The organism is Paraburkholderia sp. 35.1 (assembly GCF_050436525.1).
Taxonomy (GTDB): Bacteria; Pseudomonadota; Gammaproteobacteria; order Burkholderiales; family Burkholderiaceae; genus Paraburkholderia; species Paraburkholderia tuberum.
In genome coordinates, this window is record NZ_JBNDMJ010000003.1 from 53168 (window position 1) to 70121 (window position 16954).

The window sequence follows — 16954 nt, forward strand, 5'->3', positions numbered from 1 at the left end:
TCGCTCGACAAATAACCAATACAAACCGGGGAATGAACTTGAAAACCATCACCAACGCGCTGTTGGCGTCGGCTGCGTGCGCTACCTTTCTCGCGGGCTGCGTGACCAGTGGGCAAGGCCGGCTCGTCAGCGCCCCGAACCGGGTCAACGAAGTGAGCGTGACCGCGTATCAGCCGTTGCCGACCGATGTGTACGTCGCCAATGTGGTCGATCGCGATGTGGTGCTCGTCGGCGGCGATACGTATATCTGGGTCGTCGGCCGGGACGGCGTCCGGCATCGCCAGTTCTATGCTCATGGCGATCATCGCGCCGAGGTTTTCCATCGCCGTGAGGAACTGCATCGTGTGATGGCGAGCCATGACGGTCATCTGCCGGAGCATCCGGGCGGCGGCGAGCATCCGGGCGGCGCGCATCCGCCGCTCGGGCACCCGGGCGGCCCCGCGCCGGCGATGGCCGCGCACGGACAGCCGCCGCGAGCCGACAGGCACGCCACCAGACCGGTCAGGTCTGCACCCGCGACGGCCGCGCACGGACAAGCGCGCCGCGCCGTCATGCACGTCGCCGGGCCGGTCAGGCCCGCGCCCGCACCATCGGCAAAGCGGGTGTCGAAGGATCCGAAGAAGTCGTAACGTCGCTGATAGGCGCGCTGCCAAAGCGCCTTCCTGCATCGCCCGCTTCCCCCAACTCCCCGCCAATCCCACCCCATTGCCCGCTAGAATTGCCGGCTTTGCCCGCGTCGGGCGCGCCGCAAGGCAAAATACGGGTTTTGCGCGCGCCGCACGCGCGGCCGACCCGGTCGCGAAGCGTCCCCAAGCCGTTTTCGGGCCCGGCGGTTGCATCGTCGCCCCGGGCCGCGCGCCGACCCGCAACATCACAGCCCCGCCCGGCCCGTCAGCTTCGCTGCCCGGCGCACGCGGCGCGGCGAGGACCGCTCGTCCCCAACAGAGCAGATCAGGAGCCTTTATGAGCGATTCGAATCCATCCTTCCTCGGCCGCATTTCGCTGGCCGTCGGGACGTTTTTCAGCATTCTCGGCAATGGCGACTTCGCCGCCGACGTCTTGCGCCTGCGCAACGGCGAAAAGATCGGCGCGGCCCCGGCAGCCGCCCCCGCCGCCACGCCAACCCCGGCCCCCGCCGCCGCCCCGCAACCGAAGCCGCAACCCGCGCCGGTGCTGAAGGAGGCCTCCCCCGACGCCGCGCTGCAACTGCTCGGCCTGCTGCAACGCGACGCGCGCTTCATCGATTTCGTCGAGGAAGACATCAAGGCCTATAGCGACGCCGACATCGGCGCGGCCGCGCGCCTCGTGCACGAAGGCTGCCGCGCGACGCTGCGCGAGCACTTCACGATCCGCCCGGTGCGCGACGAAGCCGAAGGCAGCCGCGTGACGCTGCCCGCAGGCTTCGACGCGAGCTCGGTCCGTTTGACCGGCAACGTGGTCGGCAGTGCGCCGTTCAACGGCAGCATCAGCCATCGCGGCTGGCGCGTCGAGGATGTGCGTCTGCCGAAGCTGGCGGACGGTCATAACGCAAAAGTCATCGCACCGGCGGAGGTGGAGCTATGAGCGACGCACGCTATTCGATCGGCATCGATCTCGGCACCACCCACTGCGCGTTGTCCTACGTGGACACGCACGCGAGCGACGGCGAGAAAACCACCCAGGACGTGCTGTCGATCGCCCAGCTCACGGGCCCCGGCGCAATCGATAATCTGCCGCTGCTGCCCTCGTTCCTGTACCTGCCGCATCCCGACGAACTGGCCTCCGGCGACCTCTACCTGCCGTGGACCGGCCAGCGCGAATTCGCGGTCGGCGAATTCGCGCGCAGCCGCGGCGCCGGCACGCCGATCCGGCTCGTGTCGAGCGCGAAAAGCTGGCTGTGCCATCCGGGCGTCGACCGGCGCGCGGGCATTCTGCCGAACGACGCGCCGCCCGAAGTCGCGCGCGTGTCGCCGCTGGAAAGCTCGGTGCGCTACCTGACGCACCTGCGCGAGGCGTGGGACCACGCGCATCCGGACGCGCCGTTCGGCGAGCAGGACGTCACCGTGACGATCCCCGCGTCGTTCGACCCCGCGGCGCGCGAGCTGACGGCGGAGGCCGCCGAGGCCGCCGGCTTCACACGCATGACGCTGCTCGAAGAGCCGCAGGCGGCGCTCTATAGCTGGATCCAGAAGAGCGGCGGGCAGTGGCGCAAGCAGGTCAAGATCGGCGACATCATCCTCGTCGTCGACGTCGGCGGCGGCACGACCGACCTGTCGCTGATCGCGGTGATCGAGCGCGACGGCAATCTCGAACTGCATCGCGTCGCGGTCGGCGATCACATCCTGCTCGGCGGCGACAACATGGACCTCGCGCTCGCGCACGTGGTCGCGCGCAAGCTCGCCGCGCAGGGCACCCAGGCCGACGCGTGGCAACTGCGCGCGCTCACCTACGCGTGCCGCGCGGCGAAGGAAACGCTGCTCAGCGACCCCGCCACCGACACCGTGCCGCTCGTCGTGCCAAGCCGCGGCTCGAAGCTGATCGGCGGCTCGATCCGCACCGAGCTGACGCGCGCCGAACTGACACAGACGATCCTCGACGGCTTCTTCCCGCAGGTCGACAGCGCCGCGCGTCCGGTGAGCCGCGCGCGGGTCGGTCTGACGCAGCTCGGCCTGCCGTATGCGCAGGACGCGGGCATCACGCGGCATCTGGCGGCGTTCCTCGGGCGTCAGGTCGGCGCGCTGGCGGAACTCGAAGGGCTGCGCGAACATGTCGCGCCCAACGCGAGCTTCCTGCATCCGACCGCGATGCTGTTCAACGGCGGCGTGTTCAAGTCGACGCTGCTGGTCGAACGGATCATGGGCACGCTGAACGGCTGGCTCGCGACCGAAGGCGCGGCGCCGGCCCGTCTGCTCGAAGGCGCGGACCTCGATCTGGCGGTCGCGCGCGGCGCGGCCTACTACGGCTACGTGCGGCGCGGCCGCGGCGTGCGGATTCGCGGCGGCACCGCGCGCGCGTACTACATCGCGATCGAATCGGCGATGCCGGCCGTGCCCGGGCTCGAGCCGCCGGTGCAGGCGCTGTGCGTCGCGCCGTTCGGCATGGAAGAAGGCACCGACGCCGAGCTGCCCGCGCAGGAGTTCGGGCTGGTCGTCGGCGAGCCCGTGCATTTCCGCTTCTTCGGCTCGTCGGTGCGTCGTCAGGATCAGGTCGGCACGCTGCTCGATTACTGGGGCCCCGAGGAGTTGCAGGAACTCGAGGAAATCGAGGCGACGCTGCCGGCGGCCGGCCGCACCGCCGGCGAAGTCGTGCCGGTGAAGCTGCACGCGCGTGTGACCGAAGCGGGCACGCTCGAACTCGAAGCGATCCCGCGCGGCTCCGACGAGCGCTGGAAAGTCGAATTCGACGTGCGCGGCAACGCGAATGCGTGATTGACATGAAGCGGTACAGCGTCGGCATCGATCTGGGCACCAGCAACACGGTGCTCGCGTACGCGCAAGCCGGATCGCAGCAGATTCGTGTGTTCGAGATCGAGCAACTCGTGAGCCCCGGCGAAGTCGCCGCTCGGCCGCTGTTGCCGTCGGTGCGCTATCAGGCGGCCGATGGCGAACTGAGCGCGGCCGATCTGCAGTTGCCGTGGTCCGCCGCGAGCGCGGCGGCGAGTCGAGGCGGGGACGCCGCGCAGCCGGTCGTGGTCGGCCGGCTCGCGCGGCTGCTCGGCGCGCAGGTGCCGGGGCGGCTCGTCGCCAGCGCGAAAAGCTGGCTGTCGCACGCGTCGGTCGATCGCGTCGCGCCGATCCTGCCGTGGGGCGCGCCCGACGACGTCCGCAAGATTTCGCCGCTCGAGGCGAGCGCGAGCTACCTCGCGCACGTGCGAGCCGCATGGAACCAGCACTTTCCGAAGGCGCCGCTCGAACAGCAGGACGTCGTGCTGACGGTGCCCGCTTCGTTCGACGAAGGCGCGCGCGCGTTGACCGTCGAAGCGGCGCGGCTCGCGGGGCTGCCGTCGCTGCGGCTGCTCGAAGAGCCGCAGGCCGCGTTCTACGACTGGCTGTTCCGGCATCGCGACACGCTTGCCGACGAGTTGGCGGACACCCGGCTCGTGCTGATCTGCGACATCGGCGGCGGCACCACCGATCTGACGCTGATCGAAGTCGGCCTGTCCGACGACGGCGAGCCGCGCCTGACGCGCGTCGGTGTCGGCAATCATCTGATGCTCGGCGGCGACAACATGGACCTCGCGCTCGCGCATCTGGTCGAGGCGCGGCTGTTGGGTGATGCCGGCGGCGGTGCGCAGGCGCCGCAACGGCTATCGGCGGCGAGCCTGTCGCAGCTGGTCGAGCGATGCCGCGTCGCGAAGGAGCAATTGCTCGGCGCGCAGGCGCCCGAGTCGGCGCCGGTCACCTTGCTCGGCGCGGGCTCGAAGCTGATCGGCGGCGCGCGCACGACGCAGGTCACGCGCGACGAGGTCGAGAAGATCATCGTCGATGGTTTCTTGCCGCGGGTGGCCGCCGATGAGCGTCCGGGCCGGCCGCGCGGCGCGATCGTCGAATTCGGCCTGCCGTACGCGACCGATGCGGCGGTCACGCGGCATATCGCGGCATTTCTCGAACGTTTCGCCGCGCAGTCGCGCAAGGCCCTGGGGGCGGATTCCAGCACGCCGGACGCATCCGGCACAGCCGCCCTGCCCGTTCCCGACACGCTGCTGCTCAACGGCGGCGTGTTCCGCGCCGACGCGCTGTCGCGGCGTCTGGCCGACACGCTCGGCGGGTGGCGCGGCGCGCCGCTCAACGTGCTGCGCAACGACGACCCCGACGTCGCGGTCGCGCGCGGCGCGGTCGCCTATACGCTCGCGCGCGCGGGCTTCGCGCCGAAAATCGGCGGCGGTTCGCCGCGCAGCTATTTTCTGGTGCTCGACGAAACGCCGGCCGGCAAAGACAACGCCGAGCCGGACGCGGCGCCGGCGCAACGCGGCATCTGCCTGCTGCCGCGCGGCACCGAGGAAGGTCACGAGATTCTGATCGCGGAGCGCACGTTCGCGCTGCGGCTCGGGCATCCGGTGCGCTTTCACCTGGTGTCGTCGAGCGCGGACACCGCGTATCAGCCCGGCGAACTGGTCGACCTCGCGGGCGGCGACTTCGTGCGTCTGCCGCCGATCGCGACGATCGTCCAGCCACGCGACGGCCATCGCGCTCGCGAAACCGCCGTGCGCATCGCGACGTCGCTGACCGAGGTCGGCACGCTCGACGTCCATTGCATCGAGCTCGACGAGCCGTCGCAACGCTGGCTGCTCGAATTCCAGCTGCGCCACGCCGACGCGCAAGTGGATCTATCCGCCGAGGGCGCACCGCAACGCCACCCGGCGCTCGATCGCGCGATCGAACTGATCGACCGTTGCTTCGGCGCCCGCGCGCAAAACGTCGACCCGAAGGAGATCAAACGACTGCGCGCGCAGCTCGAACATCTGCTCGGCCCGCGCGACAGCTGGAACAGCGCGTTGCTGCGCGAGCTGTTCGGCGCGCTGTGGGAGCGCGCGCGCCGCCGCCGCCGCTCGGCCGATCACGAACGGCTGTGGCTGAATCTGGCCGGCTATTGCGTACGGCCCGGCTTCGGTTATCCGCTCGACGAATGGCGCGTCGAGCAACTGTGGACGCTGTTCGACGATGGCATCCAGTACGTGAGCGACAGCCAGGTATGGTCGGAATGGTGGACGCTGTGGCGCCGCGCGGCCGGTGGCCTCGGCGAAGATGCTCAGTTGCGCGTGCTCGACGCGATGGACTATCTGCAGAAGGCCGCGCAATCGCGTCACAAGCTGCCGTTCGATGTCGCGAAGACCGGCTTCGCCGATATGGTGCGCCTGTCCGCATCGCTCGAACGGATTCCGGCCGAACGCAAGATCGAACTCGGCGAGGCGGTGCTCGCGCGCCTGAAAAAACCCGCGGAAAACCATCAAAGCTGGTGGGCGGTCGGACGGATCGGCGCGCGCCAGCCGTTTTACGGCAGCGCGCATAGCGTCGTGCCGCCCGAGGTCGCCGCGCAATGGCTCGATGCGATCCTCGCGCTCGACTGGAAGAAGGTCGACCCCGCCGCGTTCGCGGCCGTCCAGATCGCCCGCATGACCGGCGACCGCTCACGCGATCTGCCCGACGCGCTGCGCGCGAGCGTCGTGCGACGCCTCGAAGCGGCGAGCGCGCCGCGCGCCTGGGTCACGATGGTCAGCGAAGTCGTCGCGCTCGATAACGCCGACGAAGGTCGCGTGTTCGGCGAATCGCTGCCGGTCGGGTTGAAGCTGATCGGCGGCTAAAGCGTGTTGCGCGGCGCGAAGCTCAGCACCGCTCGTGCGGCGTCCAGATGCACCGCAACGCGCACCCAGGCGGATACCTGTGTGCGCGCATTGCTTCAGCACGCGCCGCTCAATTCGGCACGTTCACGGCGCCATTCGTTGCGGAAATCGCATTGACACCCGGGCTCGCCGCGATCGCCGGCAGGTTGGCCGTGGTCAGCGCCGGTGCGGCTCCGGGCACGCCGCCGCGCGGTATCGTGTGGATCACCTGCGACGGCGGCAACGGCGTGCCGTTCTTCAGATGAGCCCACATCAGGTTGAGCGCCTGAAGATTGTAGTAATGCAACGGCACGAAACGCGTATCGAAACCGGCGACGCCGAGGAACGCATCAAAGTGCTGACCGTTCGTGACTTCGTACAGCGCCAGCTTGCTCGCGCTGCCCTCGACCACCTGGTTCAATCCGAGATACGGCCGCGACGCGTGATTGATCGGCACCAGCGCATCCGCGCGTCCTTGCACGATGATGGTCGGCTTGCCATGCAGATTCGCGTTCACGCGAATTTCATCGACGCTTGCATTCAACGAACCGCTTGTCCACCGCGCGCGCAGGCATGCGGCGCCCGCGTAGCTCGCATCGGCGGTCGCGAGCCGATGATCGAGCGCGCCGGAGGCGCCCGCGTTGTAGACGAGGTTGATGCCATTGGTCGGCGGCACGCCGTTGCCGTTGCCGAACACCGTCAGCATCGGCGACACCGCCGGCGTCACGCCGGCTGCGCCAGTCGCGCTGGTGGTGCCGAAGCTGAAGTCGCACAGGTTGTCGGCGACACTTGCGCGCGCATACGCATTCGCATAGGTCACGGCGACGGCCGGCACCGCCTGCGAGTCCCACATCGGCGCTTGCAGCAGGTCCGAGTCGGTCTGATAGCCGTTCTGATGCAGCAGCGCGAGCGCGTTGGTGGCCTGCGTCACCGTATCCGTTCCCGCGATCACGCCGGCCGCCGCGAGCGACGCGCAACGCGCGGTGCGCAGCGCGGTGGTGGTCGCGCTCGGCAGCGCGCTCAGATACGGCGCGCCGGTCGCGGCGGGCGCGAGCGCGGCGCACGGCTGCAGCAGGTTCGCGAGCGTCATGTAATCGGCGAGCGGTTTGCCGAACGCGCCGACCGGCACGCCGCCCTGCGCGACCGATACCTGCGGCGCAAGCCGCAGATTGATCTGCGGCTCGCCGACCACCACTGCCGTGATGAGGCCCGACGTGTCCTGCTCGGCCGCCGCGAGCGACGCGCCGCCGCCGTTGCTGACCGACGCGGCGATCGTCGTGATGCTGCCGCTCGCATAGCGCACCGTGCGCGTCGAGCCATTCAACGCGCCGTACGAATCGTTGAGCGCCCAATACGCAAACTGGATCGCCTCCAACGTGTTCTTGCCCCAGTCCTGCTCGGGGTTCTGTTGCGAGTGCGCATGCTTGAACGCGTAGCGGTTCGGGAACTGCGCGTTGAACGCCGCCAGCGTGCTGCTGCCGAGCTTCGCTGTGAAGAGGCTCGCCGTGCCCGCGGCGGTCGCATCCTGCAACGTGCCGTCGATCAGCGTCACGCGATTCGTCGACAGCTCGTGCGCGCCGTTGCCGCCGCCCTTGTCGGTGTAGGCCACCGCGCAGCCGCGCTTCAGGCCCCACTCGCCGGCCGCCGAAATCGCGCCGTACACGCCGCGCGAACCGGACGACGTCGCGGTGACGATGCACGGTTGGTCCGGATTGAAGCTCGTGGGAATCTGCACGAGCAGGCTAACGTTCTGCGCGCCGCTGCCGTCATCGGCATAGGCGAGGTATTCCTTGCCCGCGATCTTGCCTTCGCCGAGCGTGTCGTTGCCGTTCAGGTCGACGTTGGGGCCCCAGAAGCGTCCATAGCCGCCGTTCGCCGTCATGTCGACGAGCGCCCGATAGTTCGACCAGATCGCGAGACGCCGCAATTCGGCGGCCGTAGGTTGCGCCGCATTCGCGATGGCCGGCGCCGTCGCCGATGCGAGGCCGGTCTTGCCGAGGCCCGCGGTCAGCAGATCGTCGCTGTTGCCGTCATAAGATTTCGTCGTCACCGCGCTTTTGATGAAGCCAGGCAGCACGTTGCTCGGCGGCGGTTGCAGCCCGTCGTTGCCGCTGCCACAGCCCGCCAGCACGATTGCGGACGCCATCACGGTCAACGCGGTACCGAGCCTCCATGGATTGCGCATGGCCGCCGGGATTTTTTTCGGTGTTGTCATCTGTTCTGTCTCCGTCATTTATACGACGTTGTATTGGCAGCGGTACCCAACTTGTTGCCGACCCCGCTCCATCTGGTTCGCCAGAACGAGATGCTTCGGATACCGATGCATCGCTAGCGTGCATTGACCTCTCTGTGGAGTCAATACACGGTCATACCCTTACATAACGAGCATCAGGATTCGGGCGAAACAGCCGGCCGGCTAGTCGGAATCGGCCATGCGGGTGAAGCCGTCGTCGCTCCAGTCTTCGGAGCCGACACCGTGGCGAACGAAGAAAACTCCGTGCGGGTCGTAACGCTGCTTGATCGACAGCAAACGTGCATAGTTGCCCCCCAATACGCCGCTTGCCAGTCCTCCTGGAAATAGCTGCTCTCGGCGACGTATGCGCCGCCGGCCGTCGCGAACGCTCGAGCGCTTGCATCGAGCGAGGCGTGAGCGAGCCTCGATCTCCACGGGAATGTTGAAGGGAAGCTTGGCCAGTCCCACCGCGCTGCGACAGCGCTTTCAGATGCCCGCTTCCCTCACGCTCCGCCCTGCTTGCGCATCTGCCCGATAGCGCGAGCGCGTGCAGCCTCGGCCTCCCGGACGAGCCGGTACGCAACGTAATATTTAAAGACATTGCGCACGTACGTCGTTGGTTCGATGCCGATTTTCTCGGCGACTACGATTTCGACATTGTTGAACCACTTGTTAGGATCGAGACCGCGCGCCGCCGCTTCCTTGCGCATTCTGGCGATCTTTGCGGGTCCTGCGTTGTAGCTTGCGAATGCGAACAGCGAGCGGTCCCGTTCCGAGAAGTGAGCATCGGGAAAGTAACGGGCCATCAGCACATCGAGATATTTCGCTCCCGCATGTATGTTGGACTCCGCCACCCTGATGTCGCCAACCGCAAGTTCCTTCCCCGTGGCTGGCATCAACTGCATGATCCCGATTGCGCCAACGTGACTGCGGGCGCTCTGGTTCAGCTGGGATTCCTGATAGCCTTGAGCCGCCAGCAAAAGCGGATCGAAGCGGTACTGCGCACCGTATTTTTCGAAAAGACCGACCGTCTCCCCGAACCGCTTCAGCTCCGCTGACTCCGTATTGTTGGAGATCTGCTTGATGCGCTTCATTTCCTGCTGCAGGCGGACTTCCGCGACACTCTGCTTCTTCACGTAATTCAGGTAGAAGTCGTTGATCGCGTCCTGCAGTTTGGGGCTCTTGAAGCGCACCGCCCAGCCGATGTAGCCTGCGTCGCGCACCGAAATGTCGTTATGCACGACGATTCCAGCCAGTACCGGCGCCCATACCTTTGCCTTCCAGTCGTCCACGACGAGGATCTGGAGCAGCCCGACATTGAGCATCTCCATTGCATCCTCGTCCTCGAGCGCGTCGGGCAGCGGCACGAGTTTCACCGGAGCTTTGCCTTCCTTGCCAAAACGCGCGTTCAACGCGTTCAGGCTCTCGTAATAGCTGCTGCTGGGCCGCACATGGACCGTCTTACCGCTGAGATCGTCGAGCTTCGCGAGGGCCGGCGACTTCGGCCCGGTCACGACCACTTCGCGTACTGCTGTCCGGTCACGCGGCGCCACGAAGTCGACCTGCTTCAGGCGGACCTCCGTGACCGTCAGATTGCCCGCGGCGATGTCGCCCCGGCCCGCTATCAGCCCCGGGAGCAACTGGTCGCGAGTCGTCGGAATGATGACCAGGGTGAGCGGACGATTGCCGAGCGTCGCCCGGTACTTCTTGTTCACATAACGCTCGAAGTCCCGCATGAGACCGGCGGTCAGCCCACGTTCGTGACCTTGCTCATTCAGATAGAGCGTTCGACTGTAGGGAACCAGCACGCGGATCAGACGCCGGTCGAGCATGGCGTCGAAATCGCCCGTGAACGGTTGATTGCCGAGATCGATCCGGCGCGCCGCGGGAGCCGACGCCGCGGCGGTTGGGGATGCCGGGAGGGCCGACGAGGCGGCCGGCTGCGCGGCGGCACTTTGGGCGGCGACGCACGCCGCGGGGCCGACGATCATGCCTGAGCAGAACGCCGCGATGTACAGCAACGTTTGAATGATGCGCATCGTAAAACACCCTGCTGCCGCACCCGGCGACTGCGTCGACGTTCACTACGCGCATCCATATTGCCACGCTGGCAACGGGTGAAAATGGGACGATGGTCCTATAAGCAATGCGCCATGACTGACGGTAGAGCCGTACCGACGCAATCGCCAACGCCCGCTACGCCATCGTCACGCGATTTCGTCCTTGATGCTTCGAGCGATACAACGCACGGTCAGCGCTCGCGAAACCGTCGCGATGCGCGGGGCGCGACAGGTCGCTGATACGCGTGAGCGACGCGCCAATGCTGACCGTCACCACCCCAAGCGGCGACGCGCGATGCTCGATCGCGAGGTCCGCCACGCGCTGGCGCAGCGTTTCGAGCGTGTCTTCGAGCATCGATGGTTGCGCTTCGAGCACCAGCATTCCGAACTCCTCGCCGCCCATGCGCCCGACCACGATGCGCTCGCTGTCGGCGGCGGCCTGCATCACGGAGGCGACCAGACTCAGACAGTGATCGCCGGCCTGATGACCGTAGGTGTCGTTGTACTGCTTGAACCAGTCGACGTCGACGACCACCGAGCCCATCACGTCGCCGTCGCGCGCCTCCTTCCAGCGGCGCGCGATGGTTTCGAGCAGGAAGCGCCGGTTGTACAACTGGGTGAGCGGATCGATCGCGGTGGCCGTGCGCATCTTCAGATCGTTTTCGATCATCGCGCGCAGGTGGTAAAACACGCCGCGCCGGCCCGCGTCGAGCCGGCCCGGCGCCGGGTCCATCGCGCACAGCGCGCCGACGATCTCGCCGTTCGGCGCGCGCAATGCGATCGCCGCGTAAAAGCGCACGAACGGATGACGCTTGACGAGCATGCATTCGCCGAAGCGGCTGTCGTTGTGCGCATCCTCGATCACGAACAGGTCGGCATCGCGCACCGCGTAGTCGGCGAGCGAGCGCGCACGCGTGACGAGCGGCATCGCCATGCCGACCTCGGCGCGATAGTGCTGATGCTCCTCGTCGAGCAGCACGATCGCGGTAATTGCCGCGCCGGTCACGCTCTTCAGAATCTCCGCCGCATGCGTGAAGCACTCGCGCATCACCTGGTCGTCGTGCAACAGCCACTCGATGACCGAAGACTCGACCTCGGGTTCGCTGGCGGCGGTCGAGTCGACTGGCATCCGGCTGGCGAGACGGTCGTTACTGTAAGCGAGTTGCACGGAAGGGTTCCAGAATGGGCTTAGCTTATGTCAACGGCATAGGCAAGCGAAACTTGAGCACAGAATGTGGGATCGCGCCCAGGCGCCGGAGCGCATCCGGGAGCCCCAAAGAAAATGGGCCGGCTCTCGCGAGCCGGCCCATCGATCGATGCGACGTTCAGGTAATCAGACGCGCCGCTTTACTCCTTGTCGCCCTTCACCTGCGGCAGCGCCGACGTCTCGTTCGACGACAGCAGGCCCACCTGCGAGTAGATGCGCAGCTTGTCGCGCGTGTCGGTGATGTCGAGGTTGCGCATCGTCAGCTGGCCGATGCGGTCGCGCGGCGAGAACGTCGATGCGACCTTTTCCATCGACAGACGCTCGGGCTGATACGTGAGGTTCGGCGACTTCGTGCTGAGGATCGAGTAGTCGTTGCCGCGGCGCAGCTCGACGCTCACTTCGCCGGTGATCGCGCGCGCGACCCAGCGCTGCGCGGTTTCGCGCAGCATGATCGCCTGCGGATCGAACCAGCGGCCCTGGTACAGCAGACGGCCGAGGCGGCGGCCGTTCTCGCGGAACTGCTCGATCGTGTCTTCGTTGTGGATGCCGGTGACCAGACGCTCGTATGCGATGTTGAGCAGCGCGAGGCCCGGGGCTTCATAGATGCCGCGGCTCTTCGCCTCGATGATGCGGTTCTCGATCTGATCGCTCATGCCGAGACCGTGACGGCCGCCGATCCGGTTCGCTTCGAGCAGCAGCTCGACCGCGTTCGGGAACGTCTGGCCGTTCAGCGCGACCGGCTGGCCTTCCTCGAAGCGGACCGTCACTTCTTCTTTCGCGATCTGCACGTCGTCGCGCCAGAACGCGACGCCCATGATCGGGTTCACGATCTTGATGCCGGACTCGAGGCTTTCGAGGTCCTTCGCTTCGTGCGTCGCGCCGAGCAGGTTCGAGTCGGTCGAATACGCCTTTTCGGCCGACATCTTGTAGTCGAAGCCCGACTGGCGCATGAATTCCGACATTTCAGAACGACCGCCCAGTTCGTCGATGAACAGCTGGTCGAGCCACGGCTTGTAGATCTTCAGGTCCGGGTTCACGAGCAGACCGTAGCGGTAGAAACGCTCGATGTCGTTACCCTTGTACGTGCTGCCGTCGCCCCAGATGTTGACGCCGTCGTCCTTCATCGCGGCGACCAGCATCGTGCCGGTCACGGCGCGGCCGATCGGCGTCGTGTTGAAGTAGGTGACGCCCGCCGTCGAGATATGAAACGCGCCGCACTGCAGCGCCGCGATACCTTCCGCGACCAGCTGCGCGCGGCAGTCGATCAGGCGCGCGCCTTCGGCGCCATATTGCGTGGCGCGACGCGGGATCGAATCGTAATCGTCTTCGTCGGGCTGACCGAGGTTGGCCGTGTAGGCGTACGGCACGGCGCCCTTCTTGCGCATCCAGTGCAGCGCGGCGCTAGTGTCGAGGCCGCCGGAAAACGCGATACCGACCTTCTGGCCGATCGGAAGACTTTCAAGGATTGTACTCATAAGCAGTAGCGTTAAACTCGACGTACGGGGAGATTTTGGGGGTAACAGCTGAGTATCGGGCAAGCATGGCGATCAGGCAAGTTACGCGGGAGTATACCGTGAACCGCCGTCCGGCCTTGGATTTTGCCGGTCGGCGCGGCCTCGCGCCGCAATCTCGCCGCGCCGAATTTCCGGATTAATTCACGCTGTATTTGCCGTAACGGGGGCGGATTTATTATCGTCTAAGCGTAGCATCGCGGGTTGCATCAACGCACCGGCCGTTCATCCCGTTCATTCCCCTTGCCCGCCGCCCATGACCACGACCGCCCCGCGCCCCACGACGAACGCCTCGCTGGTCACCCACGTGCGGCTCGCCGACGGCAAGCGCGCCGAGGTGTCGATCGTCGCGTTTCCGCAATCGGGGCTGCTCGATCGCGTCGCCGCGCACGGCATGCAGGGACAAGTGGTGGTCAGTCACGCGTTCTGTCTCGGCGCGCTGCCCGAGCGCGAACGCGATGCGCTACGGCCTGCGCCGCGACGACGATCTCGCGCTCGCGTTCGATTGCGTCAGCGGCACCGCCGCGCGCATGCGCCACGCCGTCCGCTACAACAAAGACGTTTTTTGGACTCGAATGATCAATCTTTTTCAGGCCATGCAGGCCTTTGTCAAGGTGGCCGATGTCGGCAGCTTCGCGCAGGCCGCCGGGCAACTGAACGTGTCGACGTCGGTCGTCACGCGTCATGTGTCGAGCCTCGAACAGCATCTCGGCATTCGCCTGTTTCAGCGCACCACGCGCAAGGTCGTGCTGACCGAGGCCGGCGCGCAATACGCGGACGGTTGCCGCGTGCTGCTCGCCGAACTGGAGGAAGTGGAGTCGCGCGCGACCACGGCCTCGCGCGACGTGGCGGGCGACCTGCGCATCGTCGCGCTCGGCAGTTTTTCGCTGTTTCGGCTAACGCCGCTGTTCGCCGAATATCAGGCGCGCTTTCCGCAAGTCAACCTGCGCGTCACGCTGACGGAAAAACGGGTCGATCTGCTCGAAGGCGGCTTCGATGTCGGCATCGTGACCGAGCATATGATCCGCTCGGAGTCGCTGGTGGCGCGGCGTCTGATCAACTCGCACGCGGTGCCGGTGGCAGCGGGCGCGTATCTCGCGCAGGCCGGTCATCCGCAAACGCCGGCCGAACTGGACGGGCATCGGCTGATTGCCGCGCCGTTCGACACGACCGGCCCGATGTGGATCTTCCGCAAGGGTGACGGCGATGCCGAAAGCGCGAGCGAGGACGGCGACGACAGCGGCGAGAGCATCGCCATCGATGCATCGTTCACGGTCAACAGCATGATCATGCAGAAGCAGGCCGCGCTGGGCGCGATGGGCATCGCGCTGCTGCCGCTCGAAATGGTCGAGGACGAGTTGCGCGCCGGCACGCTGGTGCGCGTGCTCGACGGCTATGCGGTGCTCAATGGCGACGTGGCCGTGTCGCTGGTGTATCCGAGCCGCGAGTTCGTGCCGCGCAAGGTGCGCGAGTTCATCGATCTCGCGGTCGGTTTCTTCAAGTGACGCTTCAAGGCCGCTCGCCGCGCGCGAGCCGCGCGTCGATGTCGTACACGACCGGCATCAGATCCGCGACGCTATCGATCACGTAATGCGCGCCCGCCGCCTTCAGCCTGGCCATCGCGGCGTTGCGGCGCGCGGCGAATTCGTCGGCCGGCAACGCCTTCACCTCCGCCTCGCTCATGCCGAACGCGTTGCCGCTCACCGCGACACCGACCGCCCACGTGCCGGCGTTGATGCCTTCTTCGATGCCGACCTCGGTGTCGTCGACCTTGATCGCCTCTTTCGTGCGCCACACGCCGAGCAGCGGCAGCGTCCGGTAGATCATGTACGGTGACGGCCGCCCTTCCGGCGTATCGCCGGTGCACACGATGCTGTCCGGCGCAAAGCCCTGCGCGGCCGCGCCCGGTACGATTTCGTCGATGATCTCGCGGGTATAGCCGGTCGTCGTGCCGATGCGGATATCGTTCTGACGCAAGGCGCTCGCGACTTCGGCGACGCCCGGGATCACCGCGCTGTAGCTCGCCGCGACCGCGATGTTCTTCGGCACGAACACCTCGTACACGGCGTCGATATCGGCGTCGGTCGGCGTATGGCCGTGGCGCTCGGCCCAAGCCTGCGCCACGCGCGGCAGCGCCATCAGCGCCGCGATATGCGGCCGCTTGGCCATGCCCATCGGGCCGCGCGCTTCGTCGATCGTGATCGGCACGCCGAACTGCTCGAAGGTCTCGACGAAGGCCCCCATCGGCGCGCGTGAACCGTAGTCGACCACCGTGCCGGCCCAATCGAAAATCACTGCCTTCACGTGTTTCATCTGCTTGACTCCCCAGGAATCCGAATGTATTGGGTTTGCCGTCGCGGGTTTGCTGTCGCGGCTCAGGCCGCCTGCGCGAGCGCCTTGCGTTCGTCGAGCGCGGCGGGCGGCGGCCCCGCGTGCGTGACGCCCATCGTGCGCAGCGCTTGCGCGCAGGCATCGACCACGCGTCGCATCACCTGCTCGTCGACCTGACCGATGCAGCCGATGCGGAAACTGTCGACCACCGTCAGCTTGCCCGGATAGATGATGAAGCCCTGCTCCTTCATCAGTTCATAGAAGCGCGCGAACTCGAACGACGGATGCGCCGGCGAAAAAAACGTCACGATGATCGGCGAGCGCCAGCGCCCGTTGAGCAGCGGCTCGAAGCCAAGCTCGTGCATACCGGCCACCAGCACGTCGCGATTGTTGGCGTAGCGCGCGAGCCGCGCGGGCTGCCCGCCTTCGAGCTGGTAGAGACGCAGCGCCTCGAGGAACGCGGCCACCGTATGCGTGGGCGGCGTGAAGCGCCACTGGCCCGTGCGATTCATCACCTCCCATTGATCGTAGAGATCGAGCGCGAGCGAATGGCTGCGGCCTTTCGCCTCGCGCAGGGCGCTCTTGCGCGCGATCACGAAGCCGAAACCCGGCACGCCCTCGATGCACTTGTTCGCCGACGACACGAACGCCTCGCACGCGATCTGCCGCACGTCGAGCGGCACCGCGCCGAAGGCGCTCATCGAATCGATCAGCAGTTTGCGGCCGTGCCTCGCGACCGCAGCTGCAATCTCATCGAGCGGATTGAGGATGCCCGAGCTCGTTTCGCAATGGATCGCGACCACGTGCGTGATCGATGGATCGGCGGCAAGCATGCGCTCGACTTCGAGGCCGCGCGGCGGCAGGTAGTCGCCCTTGTCGAGCAGTGTGCAGGCGCGGCCGAGATAGCCAAGCGTGATCGCCGCGCGCTTGCCGTACGCGCCGTTCGCGAGCACGAGCGCGTGGCCGTCGCGCGGAATCAGGCTGCCGAGCATCGCTTCGACGCAGTAGCTGCCGCTGCCCTGCAGCGGCACGCAGTCGTAGTCGCCCGCGGTGTCGCCGGCGATCGCCAGCAGGCTCGCGCGCAACTCGGCGGTCATCGCGCGGAAGTCGCCGTCCCACGAGCCCCAGTCGCGCAGCATCGCCTGTTTCGTCGATAGTGCCGTGGTCAGCGGGCCCGGCGTCAGCAGATAAGGCTCGCCGCCAGCCGGCGCGGCGCAGGGTGTGGTGCAACGGGTCGATGTTGCCGCGGCTGCCACGGCCAATGTCGCCGCCGAACCGCCGATCGCGCTTTCCATGTCCGCCACTCCGATATCG

General features: G+C 66.9%; 12 protein-coding genes. 5 read left to right on the forward strand and 7 right to left on the reverse strand.

Going from position 1 to position 16954, the window contains the following annotated elements; all coding sequences use genetic code 11:
* Positions 1–32 precede the first annotated feature (32 nt).
* The 4 genes from OKW27_RS20300 (at position 33) to OKW27_RS20315 (ending at position 6280) form a co-directional block, all read left to right on the forward strand.
* Positions 33–629 carry a hypothetical protein gene (locus OKW27_RS20300; RefSeq protein WP_429334673.1) on the forward strand — a complete coding sequence of 199 codons (597 nt, stop codon included), beginning with the start codon at positions 33–35 and terminating at the stop codon, positions 627–629.
* Positions 630–963: 334 nt separating this feature from the next.
* Positions 964–1563 (forward strand): DUF2760 domain-containing protein, encoded by a 600-nt coding sequence (locus OKW27_RS20305; protein WP_184022779.1) that lies wholly within the window; start codon positions 964–966, stop codon positions 1561–1563.
* On the forward strand, positions 1560–3407 hold the full coding sequence (locus tag OKW27_RS20310; RefSeq protein ID WP_429334674.1) for an Hsp70 family protein: 1848 nt from the start codon (positions 1560–1562) through the stop codon (positions 3405–3407). The genes OKW27_RS20305 and OKW27_RS20310 overlap by 4 nt, the downstream gene beginning before the upstream one ends.
* Positions 3408–3412: 5 nt before the next feature.
* Positions 3413–6280, forward strand: a complete 2868-nt coding sequence (locus OKW27_RS20315) for an Hsp70 family protein (protein WP_429334675.1) — start codon at positions 3413–3415, stop codon at positions 6278–6280.
* A gap of 109 nt (positions 6281–6389) precedes the next feature.
* Here OKW27_RS20315 and OKW27_RS20320 read toward each other — a convergent pair whose 3' ends face one another.
* From OKW27_RS20320 to argG, 5 genes are all read right to left on the reverse strand, one after another.
* Complete coding sequence (locus OKW27_RS20320) at positions 6390–8513, reverse strand: D-(-)-3-hydroxybutyrate oligomer hydrolase (RefSeq protein WP_429334676.1); 2124 nt, start codon at positions 8511–8513, stop codon at positions 6390–6392.
* A 201-nt stretch (positions 8514–8714) separates the two neighbouring features.
* Positions 8715–8999 (reverse strand): BBE domain-containing protein, encoded by a 285-nt coding sequence (locus tag OKW27_RS20325; protein WP_429334677.1) that lies wholly within the window; start codon positions 8997–8999, stop codon positions 8715–8717.
* Positions 9000–9034: 35 nt separating this feature from the next.
* Positions 9035–10570, reverse strand: coding sequence for a transglycosylase SLT domain-containing protein (locus OKW27_RS20330; RefSeq protein ID WP_429334678.1), 1536 nt, complete (start codon positions 10568–10570; stop codon positions 9035–9037).
* Between the two features lie 157 nt (positions 10571–10727).
* On the reverse strand, positions 10728–11759 hold the full coding sequence (locus OKW27_RS20335; RefSeq protein WP_429334679.1) for a diguanylate cyclase: 1032 nt from the start codon (positions 11757–11759) through the stop codon (positions 10728–10730).
* A 179-nt stretch (positions 11760–11938) separates the two neighbouring features.
* Positions 11939–13273: an argininosuccinate synthase gene (argG, locus tag OKW27_RS20340; protein ID WP_090805205.1), complete on the reverse strand. Its 1335-nt coding sequence runs from the start codon at positions 13271–13273 to the stop codon at positions 11939–11941.
* 611 nt (positions 13274–13884) lie between these two features.
* On the opposite strand from argG, the gene OKW27_RS20345 reads away from it, so the two are divergent.
* Complete coding sequence (locus OKW27_RS20345; protein ID WP_090805804.1) at positions 13885–14814, forward strand: LysR family transcriptional regulator; 930 nt, start codon at positions 13885–13887, stop codon at positions 14812–14814.
* Positions 14815–14818: 4 nt separating this feature from the next.
* On the opposite strand, the gene phnX is transcribed toward OKW27_RS20345, so the two are convergent.
* The gene (gene phnX / locus OKW27_RS20350) at positions 14819–15622 is read right to left on the reverse strand and encodes a phosphonoacetaldehyde hydrolase (RefSeq protein ID WP_429334680.1); all 804 of its coding nucleotides are present in this window, start codon (positions 15620–15622) and stop codon (positions 14819–14821) included.
* Between the two features lie 62 nt (positions 15623–15684).
* Entirely contained in the window at positions 15685–16935 is a 1251-nt protein-coding gene (locus OKW27_RS20355) for a 2-aminoethylphosphonate--pyruvate transaminase (RefSeq protein ID WP_429334681.1), read from the reverse strand.
* Between the last annotated feature and the right edge of the window lie 19 nt (positions 16936–16954).

What these genes read in the sequence shown, in the direction of transcription:
- OKW27_RS20315 (WP_429334675.1), top strand. Translation starts at nt 3,413, where the DNA reads ATGAAGCGGTACAGCGTCGGCATCGATCTGGGCACCAGCAACACGGTG.
- OKW27_RS20305 (WP_184022779.1), top strand. Translation starts at nt 964, where the DNA reads ATGAGCGATTCGAATCCATCCTTCCTCGGCCGCATTTCGCTGGCCGTC.
- OKW27_RS20310 (WP_429334674.1), top strand. Translation starts at nt 1,560, where the DNA reads ATGAGCGACGCACGCTATTCGATCGGCATCGATCTCGGCACCACCCAC.
- OKW27_RS20320 (WP_429334676.1), bottom strand. Translation starts at nt 8,513, where the DNA reads ATGACAACACCGAAAAAAATCCCGGCGGCCATGCGCAATCCATGGAGG.
- OKW27_RS20300 (WP_429334673.1), top strand. Translation starts at nt 33, where the DNA reads ATGAACTTGAAAACCATCACCAACGCGCTGTTGGCGTCGGCTGCGTGC.
- phnX (WP_429334680.1), bottom strand. Translation starts at nt 15,622, where the DNA reads ATGAAACACGTGAAGGCAGTGATTTTCGATTGGGCCGGCACGGTGGTC.
- argG (WP_090805205.1), bottom strand. Translation starts at nt 13,273, where the DNA reads ATGAGTACAATCCTTGAAAGTCTTCCGATCGGCCAGAAGGTCGGTATC.
- OKW27_RS20355 (WP_429334681.1), bottom strand. Translation starts at nt 16,935, where the DNA reads ATGGAAAGCGCGATCGGCGGTTCGGCGGCGACATTGGCCGTGGCAGCC.
- OKW27_RS20345 (WP_090805804.1), top strand. Translation starts at nt 13,885, where the DNA reads ATGATCAATCTTTTTCAGGCCATGCAGGCCTTTGTCAAGGTGGCCGAT.
- OKW27_RS20330 (WP_429334678.1), bottom strand. Translation starts at nt 10,570, where the DNA reads ATGCGCATCATTCAAACGTTGCTGTACATCGCGGCGTTCTGCTCAGGC.